The sequence below is a fragment of the Bradyrhizobium sp. B120 genome, from assembly GCF_049075665.1.
Taxonomy (GTDB): Bacteria; Pseudomonadota; Alphaproteobacteria; order Rhizobiales; family Xanthobacteraceae; genus Bradyrhizobium.
Genome location: NZ_CP185242.1, coordinates 6,266,629 through 6,286,377 on the forward strand (window position 1 = coordinate 6,266,629; position 19,749 = coordinate 6,286,377).

A 19,749-nucleotide genomic window follows, 5' to 3' on the forward strand; every position below is an offset into this window, starting at 1 on the left:
GCTGGGCGTGCTGAAATGAACGAATGCGGCGGATTATTGTCGCGAGCCCTCCGCGCAAATCCGAGAGAGCGACGCTCTATTCGCCAATGTCCTCAACAATGGTATGACTGGCAGGGTCATACCCGTTCTGTCAGCGCGGCTTCATCGAGACTCGGTAGGGAGGGCGAGGTCCCTCAGCTAACGCGCACCAGGATGGAGGGCCGGGCTTCGAGGAAGACGTTGGCACATGAGCGACATCCACCTTCATCAGATCACCAAATCTTTTGGCCAAACGCCCGTGCTTCGGGGTGTTTCCCTTGCGATCAAGGGTGGGGAGTTCGTGACCCTGCTGGGGCCGTCGGGGTGCGGTAAGTCGACGCTTCTAAGGATCTTGGCAGGGTTGGAAGTCCAAGATGGCGGGTCGGTTAAGATCGGCGAGCGCTTGGTCGATGGCGTACGGCCGAAGTTGCGCGATGTGGCCATGGTGTTCCAGTCCTATGCGCTTTATCCCCACATGACGGTTGCCGCCAACATGGCCCTGCCGCTCCGGATGCGGCAATTGAATGCTTGGCAGAGGTTGCCGATGCTGGGATGGGTCTTGCCGGGTACCCGGCGCTTGTCGGCCGAGATCGAGGCGGAAGTCGGCCGCACCGCGAAAGCGCTCGGCATCGGCCATCTGCTTTCCCGAAAACCCGGGCAGCTTTCCGGCGGGCAGCGCCAACGCGTCGCCGTGGGCCGTGCTATGGTCCGCCATCCGGCCGTCTTCCTAATGGACGAACCGCTTAGTAATCTTGACGCCGAGCTCCGAAGCCAGATGCGCGCCGAGCTCAAGGACCTCCACCGCCGCCTAGGCGTCACCTTCGTCTACGTCACACACGACCAGGCCGAGGCGATGACGCTCTCTGATCGCGTTGCGGTGATGCTCGACGGCGAGTTTATCCAGGTCGCCCCACCCCAAGAGATCTATGCCGACCCCGATGATCGCCGTGTCGCCGAATTCGTCGGAAGCCCCAAGATCAACCTTCTCGAGACGGTAGTGCGCGAGCAGGACTCAGTTGACGCTGTCGGCACCAGCTTCCAGCTTGTTTCCGATGCGCAGCCTGGGACGGCGCTCGCACTCGGCATCCGCCCGGAGGCCTTCCACCTCTCAGAGTGCGGCGGCGCCAATGCTCTGACCGGGGCAGTCCGGCTCGTGGAGCACATGGGCTCCGATCTTTTCGTGCACCTTGACCTGCCCGGCCGAGATCATCCGGTTGTCGCCCGGCTCGCAGCAGAGCGGGCGCCTCACATCGCGCTCGGCCAAAGGCTACATTTGCGCGTGAACCCCGACCGCATTCTGGTCTTTGGCGTCGACGGCAAGAGACTCAGACCGACCGGATTGGCGGAGACGTGCAAAGTCACCCCCATCCGGCAATTCGCCCTGTGAATGTAGTCGGTTCCACCCCGCCGCGCCCCGCTCAGGACTTGCGCCGGCTTCGCCTCGTCGACGGCATCGCGGCCTATGCGCTCGCCGGCCCGGCGATCCTGCTTCTTTTCGGGCTATTCTTTGCGCCTGTGATCGCTGTCTTCGTCATCGCACTGACCGATTGGCAGTTCGGCGCGCGCACGTTCGCATTTATCGGAATTGCGAACTTCCGCGAGGTCTTCGCCGACCAGGGATTTCGCGCCTCACTATTCAACACCATCCTCTATATTCTCATCGTCGTACCCTGTACCGTAATGCTCGGCCTTGCCATCGCGCTGCTGATCGAGAGTGGGCGATCGCTACGTACCCTCTACCGCGCCGTTCACTTCCTACCCTTCATGGCGACGCTGGCCGCTATGGCGATCGCGTGGGAAGCCCTGCTCCATCCGACCATCGGGCTCGTCAACCAGACCTTCTCTGCGATGGGGTTGCCGACTGCCAACTGGCTGCGTGACGAGGCAACGGCCTTGCCGGTGCTCGCGGTCATTGGGATCTGGCAGAACCTCGGCTTCGCTATGGTCCTCTTTCTCGCAGGGCTAAAGTCGATCCCCCGCGACCTCTATGACGCTGCCGAAATCGACGGCGCCGATCTCTTGCTCGACCGTTTCCGCACGGTCACTCTTCCGATGCTCAGTCCGGTCTCAATGTTCGTCGTGATCGTCGTGGCGCTTCGTGCCCTCCAGGCCTTCGACACCATCAAAGTTCTGACTCAGGGCGGTCCGGGCCACGCCTCCGAGGTGCTGCTCTACACCCTCTACCGCGAGAGCTTCGAATATCTGCGCACCGGCTACGGGGCCGCCGTTGCTGTAGTCTTCCTTCTCGTCGTTGTAGCGTTGACGCTCATTCAAGCCCGCATCATGGACAAGAGGGTGCACTATCAATGAACCGCCTCTCGTTTCCCACCGCAATCGTACGGCACGCCGTTTTGCTGATTACGTCTGCCCTCATCCTGGTCCCCTTCATCTGGATGGTTAGCCTGTCGCTGAAGCCGCCAGGCGAGATCTTCCGCGAACACTTCTCGTTGCTCCCCGAGCAATGGTACGCCGTCCAGAATTACGGCAAGGCGCTAACCTCCTCGCCGCTGCCGCGCTACTTGGGAAACGGCGTCTTGGTCTGTGCCGCGATTCTGGCGTTGCAGATCCTAACGTGCGCCCCCTGCGCGTATGCTCTCGCCAAGCTGCGCTTTCCCGGCCGCGACCTCATTTTCGGTATCGTTCTGATTTGCCTCCTCCTTCCGCACCAAGTGTTGTCGCTGCCGCTGTTCATCTTCGGCTACGAGCTCGGCATCCTCAACACCTATGCGGCGTTGATCTTTCCTTATTTGGTCTCGCCGTTTGGCATCTTCCTCTTCCGCCAGGTGTTCAAGGCCATTCCCGACGACGTGGTCCATGCCGCCCGTCTTGATGGACTTTCGGAACTGGCCATCGTCTGGAAGGTAATGGTACCGATGGCCTTGCCAGCGGTAATAGCATTCTCGATCTTCTCCGTTGTCGGCCACTGGAACGACCTCTTCTGGCCGCAGATCGCAGTGCGCTCAGAGAGCCTGATGCCGCCGCCACTCGGGATCATGGCTTTCGCCAACGAGGAGGCCGGTAATGACTACGGTCCCCTTATGGCCGCCGCTACAATCGTCGTCTTCCCCCTCATCGTCGCCTTCCTCGTGGCCCAGAAGTGGTTCGTCGAGGGAATGACAGGGGGAGCGGTCAAGTGAATGTGGCTATTTCGGAAAGGACTAGGCAATGGTTGGCGCATTATTGAAATCGGGCGGAACGCCTGCTGGCGCTTTTTGGGCAGCGCCGCCCGAATTGGGTACGTTTCGGATTATCGGTCACAGGGGGGCGCCGGAATACGTACTAGAGAACACGGCCGCGTCTTTCCGCCACGCCTTGGCGTCAGGCGCCGATGGAGTGGAGACCGACGTGCAACTGACCGCTGACGGGACCATCGTGTGCCTGCACGATGACCACCTGCTGCGGGTCGCTGGCTTTCCCGATGCGATCAAGGAGCTCGATATCCAAGCGGCGCGGCGGCTCTTTCCGGCGCTGCTTGGCTTCAACGACTTTCTGGAGATGACCCACGGTCAACCGGTCATTGTCGATTTGAAACACGCCACCGCCGCCGAAGTGGACATCTACGTCGGACGGTGCGAAACACTTGGCGCAATCGACCGCATCCTCTTCACCGCCTATACGGCGGAGATCGCGAAGGCGATCCGGCGCCGATCGGCGCAGGCGACCATCGGTGTCTTCTTTCCCGATGGTGGGGCAGGGCTCGATCTCGCCGTTTCGCTTGACGCCCGTTGGATCCGCGTCCTGCCCGCGGATTATGAACACCCTACTATCAATGCCATTCGCCGCGCCGGTCTTGGGACCATTGCGGTCGCCTCGCCGCGATCGAGCTTCCAGACCGCGACTGACATCGAAGCGCTCGTCGCGATCGCGCGCCTTGGAATTGATGCCGTTATCACCGACCGGCCCGACCTTGCCAGGAATCCAGGGCTTGCATCGGACCGTGCTCCGGTTTGATGTGCGGAGGGCTGGATCTCGCCAGGTTCTTGGCGCAGAATCCCAATATGCTGCAGGCCCGAGATCGACGATGATCGCGCACGACCAGGATCGACCATCTTCCCTCTATGCTAGGCGCGGCGCGACCTCGCTGTGGCGGATCGTCGTCGAGTCGATCCGCAGGGACATTATCGGCGGGACGTACAAGCCGGGCGAACGCTTGCCCACCGAAACTGAGCTGGCGGCGATCTTCGGCGTTCACCGCAACACCGTGCGCCGCGCCTTCGCAGTGCTCAAAGAGCGCGATTATGTGCGGATCGAGCAGGGTCGCGGTACCTTCGTCAAGGAACGCATCGTCCGCCACCGATTGGGCCCTAACACCCGCCTGACCACGTCCCTGCGTGACCTAGACCGGGTCGGCGAGCGTCGCTTCGTCCGGTCGGTGCGGGTCCGCCCCGACAAAGACTTGGCGCGCGATCTTCGCCTGCCCCAGGGCCAGTTCGCGCGCAGGGTCGACACATTGAGTGTGATCGACGGAATCGCTACCTGGGTTGCATCGAGCTATTTCCCGCTGCCTCGGTTTGAGGGGATCGAGGCGTTCATTGAGGGGACCGGTAGTTTCACTGAATCCTGGAAACACTTCGGCATCCTCGAATATCAGCGCTTTGAGGCACGGATTTCCGCTGGTCCACTCTCGCAAGCCGATTCCCTTCTGCTCGGCCTGCCGCGCCGACAACCGGTGATCATGATCACCAACATCAATGTGGACGTCGAGGGCATTCCCATCGTGGTCTCCAGGACCCGAGTGGCCCCACAACACATGGAATTGGTCATTCGTTTTAGCGAGTGATCAACTGAGGCGCTGGGGCGGCGGCGTGTTGCGAAAGGTGCGTATGTCAAACTCGTCCCTAAAGTGTCAGTTCTGCTTCAGCGAATCGACATCTGCGCATCAGATGAGTCGAGCTCATCTTCGCGGCCAGAATACGCGCCGTTGCTTCCAGAATGAAACATCCGTCCCTGCACGTTTTCCCCGGAGATGTTGTATGACAAAGACTGCCTGCATCGGTGCCGCTATCTTGACTCTGCTTGGCCCGGCCGCCTCTCACGCCGAGACGGCGCTTGAAGTTTCTTATGCATTGCCAAGTAGCTACAAGACGACGCAGGAGGAAATCGCGAGGCGCTTCGAGGCCGAGCATCCGGGCGTCCGCATCCACCTGCGCGCGCCGCTCGCAACATACGACGACGTCGTCAATGAACTGCTGAAGTCCCGGCTTACCGGCGGAGCACCTGACATCGCGTTCATTGGCATGAATCACGTCGGCTTGCTTGCGGAGCGTGGCCTCGCCGTGCCGCTAGACCGCTTCGTTCATGATCATGGCGGATCGCCGACGCTCGGCTATTATCCGTCAATCCTGCGGCTCGGCGCGGTTGCAGGCCGTCAGTACGGCGTCCCCTTCGCGATCTCGCTCCCAGTGTTGCACGTGAATGCAGATCTCGTACGTCGAGCCGGCGGGTCAATCGAAGCTTTCCCCTCCAACTGGAACGCGATCGCCGAACTCGGGCAGAAAATATCGTCGCTCGATCCCAAGCTGACTGGCTTCACCTTCCAATACGATTCCTGGGGCAACTGGACACTCCAGGGCCTTATTGGCGGCGCCGGCGGGCGAATGGACGCGCCGAACGGCTGCGGGATCGGCTTCGACAGTTCCGAGGGGCGATGGGCGCTCGAAACCCTGCAACTGTTTCATGACAAAGGCATGCAGGCGATGTCATGGCAGCAGGTTCTGCAGGCCTTCTCCTCCGGAACGATCGGGATTTCCGCTGCATCCGGCGCCTCGACGGTGCGCAACGAGGCGCAGATCAAAACGGCCTTTGAATATCGAACCCTGCCGTTTCCGGTAACGTCGGCCGACGGCAATCTGCCCGCGGGCGGGACCATGCTCGTTGTTACCACGCCCCATCCAGAGAAGCAGGAGGCGGCTTGGGAATACGTCAAGTTTGCCACTGGTCCGGCAGCCCAGACCATGATGGCCCAGAATACCGGCTATGTTCCGGTCAGCCAGCGCGCGGTAGACGATCCGGCGCTGCTCGGGTCTTTCTACAAGAGCCACCCAAATCAGGCGACGGCCCTCGCCCAAATGGGCAAACTGACCAACTGGTATATGTGGCCGGGCCGGAATGGGCTGAAAATCTCTTCCGTCATACAGAACCATGTCGACGCGATCGTCACCGGCAAGTCCGGTGCCGGAGAGATCATGCCGAAACTTGCCGCCGCGGTCAGCGCCTTGTTGCCACCATGCAAGGGGACAAACTGAGGCGCGTCATTGCGCCGGAGCGTATCAGGCAAGACTACGCATGACGAGCGTTAGATATGACCATCTCCAGGTAAACGGTGCCCGTCTGCTGTGTGCCTTGGCCGGCGAGGATACCGCCCGGGCAATCATCGTAGTCCACGGCGGGAGGGGCTCGTCGGATCACCGGCTGGATTTCGCGCCTTTCCTTCCGCTCGCCGACCGCTTTCGCGTTGTCGCCTATGACCAACGTGGGTACGCGCCGGTCAGAACCGGCGGTACTCATCACCTTCGATCAATTAGTCGAGGATCTGGAGACGGTACGAAAGCTTGTCGCTGGCGACCAGCCGGTTGCGGTGGTTGGCTTTTCGTTCGGGGGCATGGGTCGCCCTCACTCATACTCTTAAATATCCGGAAGGCGTTTCGCATCTCGCGCTCGTGGGAACGGCCGCAGCCACCATTCGAGGCCTACTCTAGTTTCTGTCGCGAAACGCCCGTATTGGGGGGCGCCGATCCAAGTTATGCCGATAGATTGGGCACAAAATGAGGGAGAGCGCCGGGACCGCAAGCTCTAGACAAGATGATTTTTGGGTTGGTTTCAGGTATTGCGCGCCGGCCGTCAGCTTGAGATGCGCTGAGCCGTGGCCACTTTGAGTGACCGGCGCAGGCGCACGGGTCTATCAAGCAGCTTTTCGCCTGCGCGACGATCGCGCCATCAGCATTGCCGCGATCCTCATGAGATTGTTGGCAAGCACAGCGGCACCGACCCCACAATTCAAAGCGGTCGCGTCCCTCGGCGAGACAGCGCTTCATGCCGCGGCCCCGGAACTGCACCGAGATGCCTCAATGCCGTCGCGAAAGCGCTGACCGTTCTTGAAGACCGCGCTCTTCTCGTACGCTTCACGTCGTCTCGTTCTCTTGCCGCCACGCTGCGGATGCAGACCACCTTGACGCCGGCGTGCTTGCACGAGCCCAGGTTCTGCTCGCTGAAGAAGCCACGATCCGAGCCCTACAGCTGCGGGGTACGGCCAAAGGCTTGCCTGTGGCGCTGGAGGGAAGATGCCACGTCAACCTCGTCGGACGGATTGCCTTTCAGCACCTCGTATCGCGTGATCAGGCCCTCCGCGCTTTCAGCGAGACAGACTATGTGTCCGACAATACGCTCTCAGCGTTTCGTTTATGAACACAGAATCATTGTCGGTATCGATGCCCTGGAGCGAAAACTGCAGCTGTCGCCGAAGTGCTCAGGAGCGTTTGCTCGCGCACCAGCAGCGGCGCACACTCCGTCCAACCGGTGGCAATATCCGTAAGCACCAGCGTCTGGATAAAACTGCCGCGCGCCGAGGGTCCGCTGTGGGCAACCAAATCGGCTTCGACAAAGCCCGGCACCGGATCCTCCCAGTCGGCCGACGTCCGTACCGGGATGACCGTCGCAACGTGCTTGCCACCGGCCGACGGCGTTGGCGCCCGCCCTCCTGTCGGATCTTGCCGTGCGCGGACATGCCGCTGCGCTTGGACAACGCAATCGCGTTGCCCACATGCCCACAGCAACAGCAGAAGAAGAAAAGCAGGTTCAAGTTGCGATTCCAGATTGACCACGCGGCTTGACCGATGCCAGAGAACCAGCCGGCCAGAACGCCTCGCCGCTGGGCGAGATCAAATCGGAGAGGTGGGCGACATCGTCTCGGAATCCACGGGCGACTTCATATCGGTACGCCTGGGCGACTTCGTCGGAATCCGCAGGAAGTCGGGTGACCGTCGCGCGATAGGCCGCTGACGGGCGTGCACATGCAGACGCGGGAGGAGCAGCACAACCACACCTGACCTGGAAAGCTCCCACGCGTCGTCGCTGTGCTTGGTACTTGAGCCAGGATCCCGATCAGATCGATGCTGAAGCCAGGCTGTTCCTCGGCCATCTATTTGCGCAAGCTCCCGAACTCGCCACGGCGGCCGAGTTGGCGAAGCGGTTTGTGTCCCTTCTCAGTGGTAGCGACATTGCCGAGCTCGATGAAGGGATCACGCAAGCAGGCAACAGCGAGCTCAAGAGCTTCGCCAACGGCATCGCGCGCGACATCGATGCGGTCTGAGCGGCAATAACTACCTTCCGGACAACCAGTCCGGTCGAAGGCCAGATCAGCAGGATCAAAGCCATCAAACGACAAATGTATGGCCACGCAAGCTATCCGTTATTGCGTCGACGCGTCCTCCTGGCTGCCTGAGAACGACCGGGCAACCTATCCAACCCCGATCGCTCATGCTGCACCAAACATGCGGAAGAACCCAAACAGGCTGAGAGAACCCAGATTGCCGCGCTATAATCAGCGAGCGATCGGCACTCGTACAGCAAATGGTTGGGAACGTGTTCGAAATTTCAGAGTCACACCAAAAAGGCCTCCAACAGATATGTTGGAGGCTTCCTCGGAGAGGTGAGCAGCACGGCGCAGCCTACTGGCAAAGGCTGCCTCCGGACTTTTGTGGCTTTGTCAAAGGGCACAGCTTGTCCTATGCTTCGGTTAGATGACAGGAGAGTTCACCAACTTCGCTGAACGCGCAGGAGCATGCTCAGCCCGCTCTGGTCCTTCAGCTGATAGACTGCACCCGGCTTCGCGACGCCTGACTGCGGCGGCAGCGTTACAGTGCTTCCGCTCCCGTACTTCTGGTCGAGCATAGTGTACGCTAACTCGGCGTGGAAGCTTAGGTTCTGAACCGGGGTCCAGATCGTGCGAGTGCCAACAATCGCGTAGTTGAAGTCGGGGTTACAGCCAGTGAGGCCAATCGAGAGCGCGAAGGTAGTCACGAATGCGCCGCAGATATAGCCCTTGGCTGTGCTGTTATAGCGCACAGCAGCCCATGCACCGTAGACGCTGGTGTTCCAGTGTGGATCCCAGTTGTGGGTGTAGCCACCATTGAAGCCATAAGTCGTGGTAAGCTCCTGGCCTGCACCGGTCACGAACACAGAATCAGACACACCGCCAATGCCGAGACTTTGGTAAGCACCCGCCATGCCTGTACCACCGTACATTGCGAAACTGGTCGGCAGATAGTCTTGGAAGTTGTAGCGGCTTGCGCCATTCGTATACACGCCTGTCACGTTGATCGTGTCGCCCGGACCGGTCGGGATGTTCTTGACCGACAATGCGAGTTGACCAGCCCAGCCCCACTTGTCGCCCGGATGATCGGTCACTTCGGTGGCACCATAGTATGCGGCATGGTTGTCATGAGCGGCGGCCGACGCCTGAAAGAGGCCCCATGCCTGGTCAACGCGTAACATCGCGACGAGGTCTGGGGCTCGCGAACCGCCGATGTCGTTGGCACCGTACACACCGGTGGCGAGACCAGCGGCCGTCGTGTCGCTCACGTTCCAGATGTTGGTCGTGTAATTGGCGACCTGATCTTGGGCAGAGAACGAAGCCGTAATGCCCTGACCGAAGTCGGCTGTATACGTGAATTGGTTCACGGGATCCCAAGCGCCGCTGCCTGGCAGTTCGGTAAGATTCGCAGGATACTCGGCCCACGGCGTGGAGAAAGGTGAGGTCGCCTTACCCATCGTGAATCCAGCGAACTGGATGAATGCGTAGAACACACCGAGTGTGCCGCCTGCGACAGAATCACCGGAGTACGTCGTGGCGCCACCAGTGAGACCCGCGCCGACACCGGTGTAACCACCCGCAGTCCAGGTAAACGCGCCCTCGAAGTAGGTTCGAAGTCCGCCGTACTCAGTCGTGGTGCGCGTATCGATGCTAAGGGCTTCGCGGGCACGTGTGCTGTAATAGTTGCTCAGGCGGTTGTTAGCACCGCCCACGCCGTTCACACGACTTGGCGAGATCGTGTTCGTGGCTAGGGCTACCTCAGCACGCGCGTACCCCCCGAGTTTGATACAGGTATCGGTGCCTGGGATGTAGTAGAATCCAGCACCATACGGCGTGCAGACCTTCACGTACTCGATCGGCTTCGCCTTGACCGGAAGGTCAGCTGCTTGTGCTGCACCCAGGGCGATGAAGCTTGCCGCTGACGTCAGTACGACCTCCCAAATCGCCCTCCCGTAGCGCGCACTCTCATCATAAATTGCTCCAATCAGGACAGAGGACGGCTGAACATCGGCCAATCTAGCGCCTGAGTTCGACCGCTCCGCGCGACCGAGCCGGGAGGCGTGATCCGCCTTCTCGTTCGAGATGAACCCGATTACTTCTTTTAGCACTTAAGTCTCCATTCAAAAGCACACAAGCATTGACAGCTTGTTTTCGTCAGCATCCCAGTTGAACGAGACTGAGATGCCGAAGCGCTTGGCCAACGCCACGAGGATGTCTCGCAGGATCGACCACACATCTGCGGGTATACGTCGAGTTGACGGGTTCGATTAGCGCCTCTGACTACGAAGATGAGCCCAACGTCTGATGCGCCGACGTCATTTCGCTGAAGCGGAACTGACATTTTACGGACGAATTTGAAATATGTACCTTTTAGGCGACACGGCTGGTCCCACCGCCTCTGCTGTTCACAAGCTGCGAGAGAGGATCACGCGAATCCGCCGCTCAAATCGGTGATACTTGAGGACAACAAAGTTGCTTCGCATATCAAAACGGAAGATCGACGGATGCGAGCTGTGGATCCCGGGTGAGATCCGGCACTTCGACTTCGCAAGCTCTGAAGAGATTTCGCTCCTGAGTGGTTTGTCCCGTCAAGAAGAGTCCGCTGAGCACTTGTCACGCTCAAGGCTCGCCGGAGAAAGCGACGTGAAGCGTGAGTGACCTAACGAGGCTTGTACCGAAGAATGACGTACTCGGAACGCCAGATTAAATTTGCGATTTCAAAGGAACAGCTGAACATCGAGACCGATGTCGTAAGGCCATTCGGAACCGATCGCCGCTCTGGGCTGACATCGCGTTGTAGTGCCCCGCAGGCCGCTTCGTCACCCGAGAATGCAAAACATAGTCTCCCTAATTGAAGATATTAGTACAAGTTCGTCAGAGTAACACGATTTGTCATCGGCTGTCTCTCACCGCTCGCCGAGCACTGCTAAAACCAAAGCGGAGTTCAAAACTAGGAAAGAGGCGACCTCCGATGGGTCAATCGGCGAATTCTGCAAGTCAAACAAGTCAAATACGACACAGCCTCTTTCAGCGCAGCGAAGTGCTCTTGACGAACGCGATGATCGTGACCCGGTCGGCGTGTTTCAACGGAACGGTCCAGATTTTCAACGGGCTGATCGCCGACATCGCGACCAGAAGCACGAGCGCACGAGGCGCGCTCGACTTCGAAGGTGAACATTTGCTGCTGGTTTGATCGACGTCCACACCGACCACCTCGAAAAGCAGATTCTGCCGCGCGCCGGTATGAGCTGGGATCCGTTGGGAGCTGCCATTGCCCATGACATTCAGCTTTGTGCGGCGGGCACCACGACGGTGTTCGATTCTCTGATCGTTGGGGCGATGGGCAACCCGGAGCGACGGCGCCTGCTGCCCCTGATGCTGCAAGGGCTTGGCGAAGCGCGCCGGCACGGCCTGCTCAGGGCCGACCATCTGCTTCATCTGCGCTGCGATGCTCGCGAGCGCGACCTGATTGATCTTTTCCTTTCCTATGCCGATCGGCCCGACCTTCGATTCGTGACTATCATGGATGATGGGCCAAGGCGGGACCCGAAGCGGTTCCGCCATCTTGAGCGGCGCAAGAATACGCCTGAGGCAGAAATCGAGACTGCGATTGCCGCCGTGGCAACCACAGAGGACTGCACTGAGGACAATCGGCGATGCCTCGTCGCTCACTGTCGCGCGCGCGGCGTGCCCTTCGCTAGCCATGACGACACCACTGTCGCCCATATCGCTGAAGCCGTTGGATATGGACTCTCCATTTCCGAATTTCCAATCACCTTGGAGGCAGCGAAAGCCGCGCGCGCCGCCGGCATGACCATCATCGTTGGGGGACCCAACCTCGTCGCAGGGCGCTCACATACTGGCAACGTCTCGGTGCGGGAGCTCGCGCAGGAGGGCCTCATGGACATCCTCTGTTCAGACTACATCCCTGCGAGCATTCTACGTGGCATTTGGCACTTGGCGAGCCAATCCGATCTAAGTCTCCCCGAGGCTGTCGCACTCGCAAGCGAGCGGCCAGCGCAAACCTTTGGGCTTTTCGACCGCGGCGAGATTGCGGTGGGCAAACGCGCCGACCTCATTCGCGTAGCCGATCGAGCCGGTCCCGTCGTCCGAGCGGTGTGGACGACGGGGAGCCAGGTGCTCTGAGTGCTTGAGAACGCGAAATGAATGTGTCCGCGACGCAAACTGTTCTGAGCGCTCAGCAATGCACCCGTCAAGACTGGATGACGCTGCTTGCGAAGGCGCCGATCGTAGAACTGGATCGACACTGGGCAGCGATCGCCCGCCCAAATTTCCAGTGGATTCGCCGTCCGGAATATGGCGCGGCGAAGCTGCGGGGCGCAGTCGGGCGCACCGGCGCAGTATTCAATATCGGCGAGACGACCGTGACGCGCTGTACGCTTCAAATCGAGACCGGCGAGATCGGTATCGTTACCATCCTGACCAGTGACGATCCCCTGCAAGGTTTTCTACAGAACGTCACCGCTCGGGGTCCAGCGCAGCGCAGCGACACGAACCGCGTCCGCGCGGCTAGATCCGGTTTGTCCCTCACAACTGCTCCAGGAGCGCGTAATCCGCCGCAATATGCTCACGCCCAGCCAGTCCGTGGGGCGGAGCACCAGCCCGCTGCGGCCGTGGAGCGAGATTGTTGGGTCCAAAGCCCCGACGTAGCATTCGGACGGTGTGCGCAGAAACAACGGCGCAGAATGAGCATAATCACGCCGCTCGTGCAGTGTGGACGGCGACCGAGCCCCGACAGACAACGGTGGCGCGATTTCCGAGGTTGGCCACATACTCCAATCAAAAGTTGGACGACATATGCGGCGACCACGTGGCAGGTTCCTGCCGTCCACGATGCCAAGGATTGCGCGACAACATGTAGAGATAGTTTGTGGCTGCCAATCCCGGGGGCTCTCGCATGTACTGAAAAGCGAGAGTATCGCAATGTCCTTCTGCCAAACGGCGACGTGACACTCTGCTGTATGGATTTCGAGAGGCGCCACGTTCTGGGGAACCTGCTGCACGACGAATACGAGGATCTGATCAAGGGGCCAGGTTTTCGCCAGGTCGCCGACCGCATGAACGGAGCGAGTGGCTCTCTGCTTTGCAGGATGTGTGAACGGGTCACGCCGAAATCGTAGGATCACTGATCATGACAACGGCGAGCGCCTATAGCTCGGCCTCGCGGAAGATATCCCCGTCCGGTTTTGCATGACGGCGGCTTGGTGAAGCAACGACTGACGCTCAGCGTCTAACTAGGAACAGAGCTACAAATCACGAAAGGCTTCGGCACAGCTCGAAATCACGCCGCGAACAGCAGTTGACGAGGGCTGTGGCTGCAAAGTGGTAGTATCCAGAAATCTTTCGTGCATTCGATCAGGCGACAGCTCCGGTTTGTATGATCTGTAGTTGCACGAGGGTTTCATGTTCATGTAGCATTTCGTCGACCACGTCGTTCCGGCGACGTTACGGAGACGAGGCCGCCGCCGTGAACAGAACCTTTCGGGCAAGCGCTCAATAATCCGCCGATACTAATGGGCGGAGCACACATGGCTCTTGTTGCTATTTACCCTCGGGCCCCGCTTATTCTGGGCCGACAGAAGATTGAACGGCATCTGCGTCATCCGAAATTTCCTGCCTCAGCTTGGGCCCATGGCTTAGTCGCCGGCCCAACGCGGCGACGAAATTATCATAACGCGCTCCGGCCTGTGCTCTTGCGGCCTTGGCGACCGGTTCGGGGGGTGGCGGTGTTGTCGTGAGCCAGAAGCGGATGAAGAGCGCGATGGTCTCGATGGAGATCCCGATATCTCGCTCAAGCCGCGCGATCCGGCGATCGACTTGATCAAGTCGCTTCGCAATGGCGGCCTCCCGCCGTTCGTCTGCGTCCGGCGACAGGAAGGAAGCGATCGCGGCTTCGGCGATGAGCGACATCGGCTGCTCGCGTCGAGCGGCATAAGCCGACAGCGTCTTCATGACGTCCGGATCCAGATAGACCGACATCTGGGCTTTCTTCTTCGGCGCGGTCATGCCTGCCTCACAATCCGAGATCGTCGCCGGGATCGAGCGATGCCTGGCGCGCGACGCCCTGCATCATGTCGTTCATGCGCCTGATCCGCGGGGCATCTTCCTCGAGCTCGTCGGCAAAGTCTGGCGCGAACTCGTTGTCCAGGGGTTCCTTTTTCTCCACAGTGTCGCGGTCCAGTTCCGGCTGCTGCCGGCGGTCGGCGGTCTTCGGATCTGCATCGTTCGCGTCGTCGGTCGACGTCGACGGTGCCGTGGGGCGCGGCGGGAGTGGCCGTAAACTCCAATCGTCCGGCCGGTTGTCACTGGGTTTGGTTAGCACTGGCGGAGCCAGGATGCGCTCCTGGAAACGTCTGTCCTCATAATAGCGCGCCTTCTTGGCGCGGATCGGATGGAGCCCGGACATCATGACGATCTCATCTGATGGCGGGAGCTGCATCATTTCGCCGGGGGTGAGCAGTGGGCGGGCGGTCTCCGACCGTGACACCATCAGGTGGCCGAGCCAAGGTGCCAACCGGCTGCCGGCATAGTTCTTCATCGCCTTCATCTCTGTCGCCATGCCCAAGGCGTCGGACACCCGCTTCGCCGTCCTTTCGTCGTTGGTCGCGAAGCTGACCCGGACGTGACAGTTGTCGAGGATCGAGTTGTTTGGCCCATAGGCCTTCTCGATCTGGTTCAGGGACTGGGCGATCAGGAAGCTCTTGATCCCGTAACCCGCCATGAAGGCCAGTGCGGACTCAAAGAAGTCGAGCCGGCCGAGCGCGGGGAATTCGTCGAGCATCAGGAGGAGCCTGCGCCGTCCGGCCTTGGCCTGAAGATCCTCGGTCAAGCGGCGGCCGATCTGGTTGAGGACCAGACGGATCAGCGGCTTGGTGCGGTTGATGTCTGACGGCGGCACCACGAGGTACAGCGTAGTCGGCTCGTCCCAGCCGACGATGTCGGTGATCCGCCAGTCGCAGCGCCGTGTGACCTCCGCAACCACGGGATCTCGGTAGAGGCCCAGGAACGACATGGCGGTACTCAAGACGCCGGAGCGTTCGTTGCCCGATTTGTTCAGCAGCTCACGCGCAGCGGAAGCAACCACGGGATGGACGCCGGCCTCGCCGAGATGCGCCGTGCGCATCATCGCGGCAAGCGTCGACTCGATCGGCCGCTTCGGATCGGACAGGAAGGCTGCGACGCCGGCGAGCGTCTTGTGCTCCTCGGCATAGAGGACGTGAAGGATCGCGCCGACCAGGAGCGCATGACTGGTTTTCTCCCAGTGGTTCCGCTTCTCGAGGCTACCCTCCGGGTCGACCAGGATGTCGGCGATGTTCTGGACGTCGCGCACCTCCCACTCGCCACGGCGGACCTCCAACAGCGGATTGTACGCCGACGACTTCGCGTTGGTCGGATCGAACAGAAGGACGCGGCCGTGCCGACCGCGGAAGCCGGCGGTGAGCTGCCAGTTCTCCCCCTTGATGTCGTGGACGATCGCCGAGCCCGGCCAAGTCAGCAGCGAAGGGATGACGAGGCCGACGCCCTTGCCACTCCGGGTCGGCGCAAAGCACAGGACATGCTCCGGCCCATCATGGCGAAGATAGGCGCGCTCGAACCGGCCGAGCACGACGCCGTCGGGCCCGAGTAATCCGGCCTGCTCGATCTCCCTTGCCTCAGCCCACCGCGCCGAGCCGTAGGTCTCGGCATTCTTTGCTTCGCGGGCGCGCCAGACCGACATGCCAATCGCGACCGCCGCGGCGATGATGCCCCCGGATGCGGCGATGTAGCCGCCCTCAATGAAGATTGAGGGCGCATAGGCGTCGTAGGCATACCACCACCAGAAGAGGGCTGGCGGGGGATAGAACGGAAAATGCAGCAGCTCGAACCAGGGTTGCCCGAGCTGCGGCTGGAAGCCGAGCCGCCAGGCCGTCCATTCCGTCGCGGTCCAGATCGTCAGCAGGACGATCGCGAAGACCGTGATGATCTGCCCCCAGAGAATCTTGGTAGCGGACATGGCCGCCGCCCTTTCCTGACGTCGGTGATTGGAGGGATCGCTCACAGGCCGAGCCCCCGGTTGCGTCCGAAACCCCAATCGATGCTACCGTCTTCGCGGGCGACGCCGGAGACATGCCGGCCGAGCTGCTTTTCCAGTGAGGGCGTCCAGGGCACGAGTTGGAAGCCGAGCCCGTCGTCGATCATGGCGAAGCGGCCGGAGGCGAGCGCGAAGCGCTGCCGATAGGTGCCGGCGACATATTCACCGGCAGCCGAGGGGTTGAACGGCTGGCCGGTCTCGGCGGCGAGCTGGTTGCCATGATCCTCTAACTCCCGGCGGCGCAGCGTGCCGATGAGGTTCTTCGCGAATACCAGCCCACGGCTCTGGCGTTCTGCGAGGCCCTGCTCGATGAGCTGCTCAGTCCGCCGTTCCATGGCGTCGCGGACCTCGGCGCCGAAGCCGGCCTGACCGAGCGCCACAGGGTCGCGTGCGACGGCCTGGCGGTCGAGCCAGGTCGCGCCGCTCGCCATCACCTGCGCTTCGATCGAGAGATCGGAACGGACGGCAAGCGCCACGCGGCGCTGTCCTCTCGCGTCATCGAATTTGCGTAGCTCGACGATCGAGCCCGGTGCGCTGTCGCCGGCAGCGTCGAGGTCCGGCAGCCTGATGTGGTGGGTGCGGCCGTCTACGCCGTCGACCACGGCATAGGCGGTCCCCTTGAGTTCGTCGTCGAGACCGCGATCGGCGAGGCGCCCGATGATGGGGGCGTCGAGGCTTTCGCCTGATAGCACGTAGCTCGCGGTCCCGCGCTCGATACCGCGTTCGGTCAGGCTGCGGTGGATGCGTTTGATGATGTCGCCGCGTTCGCCGAGCTCGCGCAACGTTGTCTCGGCAGCCTCGTCCATGACCCATTGACCTGGCCCGAGTTGATGCGCGAGGCCGAGGCTCTCCAAGTGTCGCAGCCGTCCGACCTTCAACGCATGGAACTGATCAGGCTGCTGTGTCGGATTGGGCGCAAGATCGATGACCCCATGCCGGCCTGCGTCGCGAACAAGCTGCCGGTCAAGCTGTGTCCAGCGTTCGGCTTCGATCTGGCGCTCGAGCGATTGGCGGATGTCGAGATCGGAGCGCAGTCCGAGGCCCTCGGTGACCAGATCCTGGGCGCGAGCGCGCATTCCTTCCTTGATGTAGTCGCGGGAGATAACGAGGTCCTGGCCGTCCTCTGCGACGCCGCGCACGATGATGTGGACGTGCGGGTGCTGGGTGTTCCAGTGATCGACGCCGACCCAGTCGAGCTTGGTGCCAAGATCCTTCTCCATCTGGCCGACCAGTTCGCGAGCGAAACCTTTGAGGTCGGCCATATCGGCTGCGTCTTCGGGCGAGACGATGAAACGGAAATGGTGGCGATCATCCTGACAGCGCTCCGCAAAGGCCTTGGGATCGGCATCCTCGGTATCCGGGCCGAACAGGTGGGCCTTCTCCCCGTCCCGGGTGACGCCCTCGCGCCGCAGATAACCCAGATGCGCGGCGAGCGGGGCCGATCTCGCCGTATGCCGGACAACGCGGGTCTTGATCGTCACCAGACGCGAGCGGCCGGTGAGCAGACGGTTTGCCCGCACGCTGGCGACCCGACCACGGCCGAAGCGCGAATGACGGTGGCTCACGAGGTGGCCGGCTCGCGAAATGCCGCCGCCAGCACGCTGAGCGGCGGCAAGCGCCTGGGCGATGAAGGGCTTTGCCCGCTGGCTTCGCGAGGAGCGTATGCGGCCGGGCCGGGGCTGAAACTCCTTCTCTTCAGCCATGGCCAACCTCGGCAATGTGCGAAACGCCGAATGCCCACAATGAGTTGATGGTGAGGCGCACATTGCACTCCGAAGCCGCACATTGCGGGATCAAGGAAAAATGGAAGCACAAACAACCGACCGACCGAGCCGCACATTGCGGCCTTTTATCTCGCCATCGTTCGGTCGCTGCCTGCTCATATCCCTCACCCACGCTTACTCCTTCGCAGGAATGCGCTAAGCCATGCTTGAGCACGAAACTGCAACTGATGATGATGACCGGCGGCCATCGCTCGACGGATGTCCAGATGTCCGCAGCATGCGTGCTGGCAGGCGTGCGCCGATCAGCATCATCATGTTGTTGACGCCGCGCAGTCATTGCGATCGTCCCGTTGTCGAGAGCGCAACGAACAGCCCTTCCGACTGCGGCGCGATAGCCGAAAGACCGTGCACCGGAGCGGCAACCGGCTTGTCGTGCGCCGGTCGGTCGGGTGTCGCACGCACGGCAGCCGACACCTCGTCAACGTGGCCGAAAAAGAGCGACGCCTGCGTCCAGGCTGAACGAGAGGGGGCCGCGACGAGGAGAGGCCCTGGCGTCCTCTCCGCATCGACAAAAGGGACAACGGCTGCGACATAGGCTGTCGTCTCGGCGGGAAGTGGACGATGTCTATCGCGAAAATCCTCGTAGCGGCCGGGACCTGCATTGTAGGCCGCGAGGAAGCCCGGCGAGCCGTAGCGGTCGTGGAGTTCACGAAGGAAGGCGGCGCCAGCGAGAATGTTGTCATGCGGATCGAAAGGATCGCGTCCGAGACCATAGCGAGCGCGCATGTCCGCCCAGGTCTTGGGCATAAGTTGCATCAGACCGAGTGCGCCTTTAGGTGAGACGGCACGCCGATCGCCGTTGCTCTCGATGCGCATGACGGCGCGAATCCATGCAGTCGGAATGCCAAAGCGCAGCGCGGCTTCTGCCACATAAGTGACATAGCGGTCGCTCGCAGGTTGACCGCGCGCCGGCGCTCTTTCTGCGGACACTGCCGGCATCGTGCCGCCAATCATCAGCAGAACGGCTATCAGGAGCATGGCAAAGCTCGCCGCGTCTCCGCCATGACGCGAGCAAACCGTCATGCTCTCGTCCGTCAGGGGTATGCGCGGCGGGCCGCCCCGCCCTCGACCGCTGGTCTGCGCGGAGGCCGACTGACGTTCGAGCGGGACGAAGGGGTGAGATGGCTTTCCTCCGAACAAAGGGGTGGACCGTTGATGCGCCTGGTTGCCGGCACGCGCGACAGGATCCTGCATGCGATCAGTCCCGTTCGGCGCGCTGGGGCAGACGATTCCAGTTCAGCGTCCAGGCCGATTTGTCGTCACCCGACTGGAAGAGATTGGCGCGGATCGGCCGCGGAAGCGTCGGGTCGTCGATGATGAGCGAAACGTAGTCGCCGGCTTTTTCGCTAGTGCGTTTCCAGCCCGCGCCGATTTCCGGACCGTCGGTATCCCCGAGGCGGATGCGGTAATCCGGCGCATTCTCGGCATCCGAGGATTCGACTGGGGTGAGGGTGAGAATCCGCTCGAAAAAGAGCGTTTGAATGCGGCCGGTGAAGCCGGACTTATCGCGGGTGAACTGACCGATTTGCGTCATGGGAATCCTC

17 protein-coding genes and 1 pseudogene are annotated in these 19,749 nt (G+C 61.3%); 10 read left to right on the forward strand and 8 right to left on the reverse strand.

What is annotated here, in order from left to right:
• Positions 1-226 precede the first annotated feature (226 nt).
• From ACOIX3_RS29130 to ACOIX3_RS29155, 6 genes are all read left to right on the forward strand, one after another.
• Complete coding sequence (locus ACOIX3_RS29130) at positions 227-1,405, forward strand: ABC transporter ATP-binding protein (protein ID WP_420965414.1); 1,179 nt, start codon at positions 227-229, stop codon at positions 1,403-1,405.
• Between the two features lie 38 nt (positions 1,406-1,443).
• A complete protein-coding gene (locus ACOIX3_RS29135; protein ID WP_420965415.1) occupies positions 1,444-2,328 on the forward strand; it encodes a carbohydrate ABC transporter permease in 885 nt (294 codons plus the stop codon).
• Positions 2,325-3,155 (forward strand): carbohydrate ABC transporter permease, encoded by an 831-nt coding sequence (locus ACOIX3_RS29140; protein WP_420965416.1) that lies wholly within the window; start codon positions 2,325-2,327, stop codon positions 3,153-3,155. Before ACOIX3_RS29135 ends, ACOIX3_RS29140 begins: the two co-directional genes overlap by 4 nt.
• Before the next feature lie 28 nt (positions 3,156-3,183).
• A complete protein-coding gene (locus ACOIX3_RS29145; RefSeq protein ID WP_420965417.1) occupies positions 3,184-3,969 on the forward strand; it encodes a glycerophosphodiester phosphodiesterase in 786 nt (261 codons plus the stop codon).
• A 70-nt stretch (positions 3,970-4,039) separates the two neighbouring features.
• Positions 4,040-4,798: a phosphonate metabolism transcriptional regulator PhnF gene (gene phnF / locus ACOIX3_RS29150; protein ID WP_420965418.1), complete on the forward strand. Its 759-nt coding sequence runs from the start codon at positions 4,040-4,042 to the stop codon at positions 4,796-4,798.
• Positions 4,799-4,991: 193 nt separating this feature from the next.
• Positions 4,992-6,263 carry an extracellular solute-binding protein gene (locus tag ACOIX3_RS29155; protein WP_420965419.1) on the forward strand — a complete coding sequence of 424 codons (1,272 nt, stop codon included), beginning with the start codon at positions 4,992-4,994 and terminating at the stop codon, positions 6,261-6,263.
• A 1,115-nt stretch (positions 6,264-7,378) separates the two neighbouring features.
• Here the strand turns inward: ACOIX3_RS29155 and ACOIX3_RS29160 are convergent.
• Positions 7,379-7,714, reverse strand: a pseudogene (locus ACOIX3_RS29160) (ISNCY family transposase); the annotation flags it as partial.
• Positions 7,715-8,101: 387 nt separating this feature from the next.
• On the opposite strand from ACOIX3_RS29160, the gene ACOIX3_RS29165 reads away from it, so the two are divergent.
• The gene (locus ACOIX3_RS29165; RefSeq protein ID WP_420965420.1) at positions 8,102-8,326 is read left to right on the forward strand and encodes a hypothetical protein; all 225 of its coding nucleotides are present in this window, start codon (positions 8,102-8,104) and stop codon (positions 8,324-8,326) included.
• A gap of 443 nt (positions 8,327-8,769) precedes the next feature.
• On the opposite strand, the gene ACOIX3_RS29170 is transcribed toward ACOIX3_RS29165, so the two are convergent.
• On the reverse strand, positions 8,770-10,272 hold the full coding sequence (locus tag ACOIX3_RS29170) for a porin (protein WP_420971818.1): 1,503 nt from the start codon (positions 10,270-10,272) through the stop codon (positions 8,770-8,772).
• A gap of 1,103 nt (positions 10,273-11,375) precedes the next feature.
• Between ACOIX3_RS29170 and ACOIX3_RS29175 the strand changes: the two genes are divergently transcribed.
• The 3 genes from ACOIX3_RS29175 to ACOIX3_RS29185 all read left to right on the forward strand — a co-directional run bounded on the left by ACOIX3_RS29175 (position 11,376) and on the right by ACOIX3_RS29185 (position 13,470).
• A complete protein-coding gene (locus tag ACOIX3_RS29175; RefSeq protein ID WP_420965421.1) occupies positions 11,376-11,522 on the forward strand; it encodes a hypothetical protein in 147 nt (48 codons plus the stop codon).
• Positions 11,519-12,475, forward strand: coding sequence for an alpha-D-ribose 1-methylphosphonate 5-triphosphate diphosphatase (locus tag ACOIX3_RS29180; RefSeq protein WP_420965422.1), 957 nt, complete (start codon positions 11,519-11,521; stop codon positions 12,473-12,475). Before ACOIX3_RS29175 ends, ACOIX3_RS29180 begins: the two co-directional genes overlap by 4 nt.
• Before the next feature lie 77 nt (positions 12,476-12,552).
• Positions 12,553-13,470 (forward strand): phosphonate C-P lyase system protein PhnG, encoded by a 918-nt coding sequence (locus ACOIX3_RS29185; protein ID WP_420971819.1) that lies wholly within the window; start codon positions 12,553-12,555, stop codon positions 13,468-13,470.
• 442 nt (positions 13,471-13,912) lie between these two features.
• Here ACOIX3_RS29185 and ACOIX3_RS29190 read toward each other — a convergent pair whose 3' ends face one another.
• The 6 genes from ACOIX3_RS29190 to ACOIX3_RS29215 are packed head-to-tail and all read right to left on the reverse strand — an operon-like array spanning position 13,913 to position 19,739.
• Positions 13,913-14,356, reverse strand: coding sequence for a CopG family transcriptional regulator (locus ACOIX3_RS29190; protein WP_420965423.1), 444 nt, complete (start codon positions 14,354-14,356; stop codon positions 13,913-13,915).
• 7 nt (positions 14,357-14,363) lie between these two features.
• A complete protein-coding gene (locus ACOIX3_RS29195) occupies positions 14,364-16,343 on the reverse strand; it encodes a conjugal transfer protein TraG (RefSeq protein ID WP_420965424.1) in 1,980 nt (659 codons plus the stop codon).
• A gap of 41 nt (positions 16,344-16,384) precedes the next feature.
• Entirely contained in the window at positions 16,385-18,124 is a 1,740-nt protein-coding gene (locus ACOIX3_RS29200) for a relaxase/mobilization nuclease domain-containing protein (RefSeq protein WP_420965425.1), read from the reverse strand.
• A complete protein-coding gene (locus ACOIX3_RS29205; protein WP_420965426.1) occupies positions 18,117-18,482 on the reverse strand; it encodes a hypothetical protein in 366 nt (121 codons plus the stop codon). The genes ACOIX3_RS29200 and ACOIX3_RS29205 overlap by 8 nt, the downstream gene beginning before the upstream one ends.
• Positions 18,479-19,399 (reverse strand): lytic transglycosylase domain-containing protein, encoded by a 921-nt coding sequence (locus ACOIX3_RS29210; protein WP_420965427.1) that lies wholly within the window; start codon positions 19,397-19,399, stop codon positions 18,479-18,481. The genes ACOIX3_RS29205 and ACOIX3_RS29210 overlap by 4 nt, the downstream gene beginning before the upstream one ends.
• 4 nt (positions 19,400-19,403) lie before the next feature.
• On the reverse strand, positions 19,404-19,739 hold the full coding sequence (locus tag ACOIX3_RS29215; RefSeq protein ID WP_420965428.1) for a DUF736 domain-containing protein: 336 nt from the start codon (positions 19,737-19,739) through the stop codon (positions 19,404-19,406).
• Positions 19,740-19,749 lie beyond the last annotated feature (10 nt).